The sequence below is a fragment of the Synechococcus sp. WC101 genome, assembly GCF_047461555.1.
Taxonomy (GTDB): Bacteria; Cyanobacteriota; Cyanobacteriia; order Thermostichales; family Thermostichaceae; genus Thermostichus.
The window spans coordinates 1-3,056 of sequence record NZ_JANSHG010000217.1; the positions used below are offsets into that span (position 1 = coordinate 1).

A 3,056-nucleotide genomic window follows, 5' to 3' on the forward strand; every position below is an offset into this window, starting at 1 on the left:
AGGTGCTCTCGCGATCACATTTGCAAAGGCGCTTTTTCTTCTGGAGTCCATGTCTCTTGTAACCGACTCTCCCAGCCTGCCGGAAGCTGCTGCTGACTCGCCCCTGCTGGCCCAGGTGCAGTTGGCTCGCGCTGCCGCTCGACGCACGGCTACCTTGCCCACTGCCATTAAAAATGCCGCCCTAGAGGCCATGGCCACCGCTTTGCTGGAACACCAAGAGGCCATCTTGGCAGCCAACCAGGCGGATTTGGAGCAGGCAGCGGAGCAGGTCAAGGCCGGTGAGCTGTCCGCCTCGGCCTACGCCCGCTTGAAGTTGGACGCCCAGAAATTGGCCGACGCGGTGGCCGGGGTGCGGCAGGTGCTGCGGCTGCCGGATCCGGTGGGGCAGGCCTTGCTGATCCGGGAACTGGATGAGGGGCTGGTGCTGGAGCGGCGCACCTACCCTCTGGGAGTGCTGGGGGTGATCTTCGAGTCGCGGCCCGATGCTCTGGTGCAAATTGCCGCCCTGGCGGTGAAAACCGGCAACAGCGTCCTGCTCAAGGGTGGCTCGGAGGCGCTCTGCTCCTGCCAGGCATTGATGGCGGCCATCCAGGCGGGGCTGCAGCAGATCCCCGAGTTTCCCCAGGGATCTTTGCAGTTGCTCACCAGCCGTGCCGAGGTCAAGGCCCTGCTGCAACTGGAAGGGCTGGTGGATCTCATCATCCCCCGCGGCTCCAGCAGCTTTGTCCGCTACATCATGGAAAATACCCGCATCCCGGTGCTGGGCCATGCCGATGGCCTCTGCCACTTGTACGTAGATCGGGCTGCCGATGTGGACATGGCGGTGAGGCTAACCCTGGACAGCAAAACCCAGTACCCCGCCGCCTGCAACGCCATCGAAACCCTGCTGGTGCACGCAGAGATCGCCCCCCGGTTTTTGCCCCTGGCCGTGCAGGCGCTGCGCGAGAAGGGGGTGGAGTTGCGCGGGGATCCCCGCTGCCGCCAACTGGTGCCCGATCTGATCCCGGCCAGCGAGGCCGACTGGCGCACGGAGTACGCCGACCTGATTCTGGCCATCAAAATGGTGGATTCTCTCGACGAAGCCATTGCCCACATCGAGCGGTACGGATCCCGCCATACCGAGGCCATCGTGACCGAAGATGCCGCCGCTGCCCAGCGCTTCCTCGACGAAGTGGACGCAGCAGGGGTCTTTCACAATGCCTCCACCCGCTTTGCCGATGGCTTTCGCTACGGCTTGGGGGCAGAAGTGGGCATCAGCACCCAAAAGCTGCCGCCGCGCGGCCCGGTGGGTTTGGAGGGCTTGGTGACCTACCGCTACCAACTGCGAGGGCGAGGCCATCTTGTAGCCGACTATACAGGCCCCCAGGCCCGACCTTTTCAACATCGAGATCGCCTGAACACCACCGGTTTGTCTTAGGGATCAGGGCCTGCTGCAGCGGCCGACTGTACAAAGCAATCCATGACGGAAACCGTTCTGCTCGTCTGGGTGGCTCCAAGTTAAGGTAAATTAGAAGATAGCCTTGTGATTTGCAAAGGTTGTGCTTTGTGCCCCGCTGTGGTGCAACAATAGACCACCGAAGGCTACTGGGTTTTGAAATTTGCTGTCGGCTTGAGCGCCTTTGACCTAGCACCTTGCTTTTTGGCTGCCTTTTGTTATTTCGATAGGAGCTTCGCTGCATCATGCCCGTTCGTCTGTATGTCGGAAATCTGCCGGAAGAGGTGGATCGTCAGGCATTGGAGAAGCTCTTTAGCTCTGCAGGTGAGGTCATTTCCACCAAGGTGATTCGGGATCGGCGGACAGGCAAATGTCGCGGCTTCGGGTTTGTAACCGTGAGCACCGAAGAGCAGGCGCAGCAGTACATCGAAAAGTTCAACGGCCACAGCTTTGGCGATGTCAACCTGCGCATCGAGATTGCCCAGCGGCGGGAGAAACGGGAAGACGCCGAAGCCAGGGCAGCAGCCTCCAGCTCCCCAGCTAAGGAGTCTGCCAAAGATGCTGGCAAGGATTCTAGGGCGCCCGGGGATCCTGAGCCCCGAGGTTCTTCCAAAGGCTCCAAAGAGTCTGGGGAAAAGTCCGCTCCCAGCAAAAAGCAACGCCAGCGGGGCAACAAAGGGAGTGGAGGCAATGTCGTTGCCGAGACTGAAGGGGCCTTTGAGCCGGATCCCCGTTGGGCCAGTCAGTTGCAGCGGATTAAGGAGCAGCTTCTCCAAGCGACCAACTCCTGATCCCCCCAAAAGCGTGGTGGACATCGCCGCCATCTGGCGTTAGCCTGGTTGAGCTGTACAGCTCTGGGCATACTCGAGAGGGGGTTTTGGGATGGATAGTCTGGCAAGGGTTTTTCGCGCGTGGGGACAGTGCTTGGCCAAAGCTGGGTTCCTCGGCGCGCTGCTGGTTTGGCTGGGGATGAGCAGCGTTGTCCAAGTTGCCCTCGCAGCTCCAGCCGATTTGGAGGAGCAGGTGCTGCAGATCATTCGCAAGCACCCCCAGGTGATCCTGGAGGCGGTGCAGGAGTACCAGCAGCGGCAGTACCAAGAGCAGCAGCAACAACAGCAGAAGTTGGCGGAAGAATTTGGCCGGCAGTTGCGGGAGAACCCGCGTGCCGTCATCGGAGACTCTCCTCAACTGGGATCCGACGCTTTGCGGTTGGTGTTGGTGGAGTTTTCCGATTTTCAATGTCCCTTCTGCGCCCGCGCCCACGACACCCTCAAACAGTTCATGGCCGAGCACGGGAATGAGGTGACCTTGGTGTACAAGCACCTGCCCTTGACCAGCATCCACCCGGAGGCGATGGCGGCGGCTCGCGCGGCCTGGGCTGCCCACCGTCAGGGCAAGTTCTGGGAGTTCCACGACGAGCTGTTTGCCAACCAATCCCAGCTTGGGGATGAATTTTATGTAGCTACCGCCGAGAAGTTGGGCCTAAATGTGGAGAAATTCAATCGGGATCGGCGCAGCCGGGCGGCGGAGCGCGCCATTCAGCGAGATATGGATCTGGCCTCTCAACTGGGCATCGGCGGCACCCCTCATTTCATCTTGAACGGCCTTTCTTTTTCGGGGG

The 3,056-nt window shown here is 60.8% G+C and carries 3 protein-coding genes; all 3 read left to right on the forward strand.

Annotated features, from left to right (window positions below):
- The first annotated feature begins 49 nt into the window (after positions 1-49).
- On the forward strand, positions 50-1,417 hold the full coding sequence (locus NW809_RS11615; RefSeq protein ID WP_414402199.1) for a glutamate-5-semialdehyde dehydrogenase: 1,368 nt from the start codon (positions 50-52) through the stop codon (positions 1,415-1,417).
- A gap of 263 nt (positions 1,418-1,680) precedes the next feature.
- The gene (locus NW809_RS11620) at positions 1,681-2,226 is read left to right on the forward strand and encodes an RNA recognition motif domain-containing protein (protein WP_011431593.1); all 546 of its coding nucleotides are present in this window, start codon (positions 1,681-1,683) and stop codon (positions 2,224-2,226) included.
- A 133-nt stretch (positions 2,227-2,359) separates the two neighbouring features.
- The coding region (locus tag NW809_RS11625) for a DsbA family protein (RefSeq protein ID WP_414402200.1) at positions 2,360-3,056 on the forward strand (697 nt) is incomplete at its 3' end.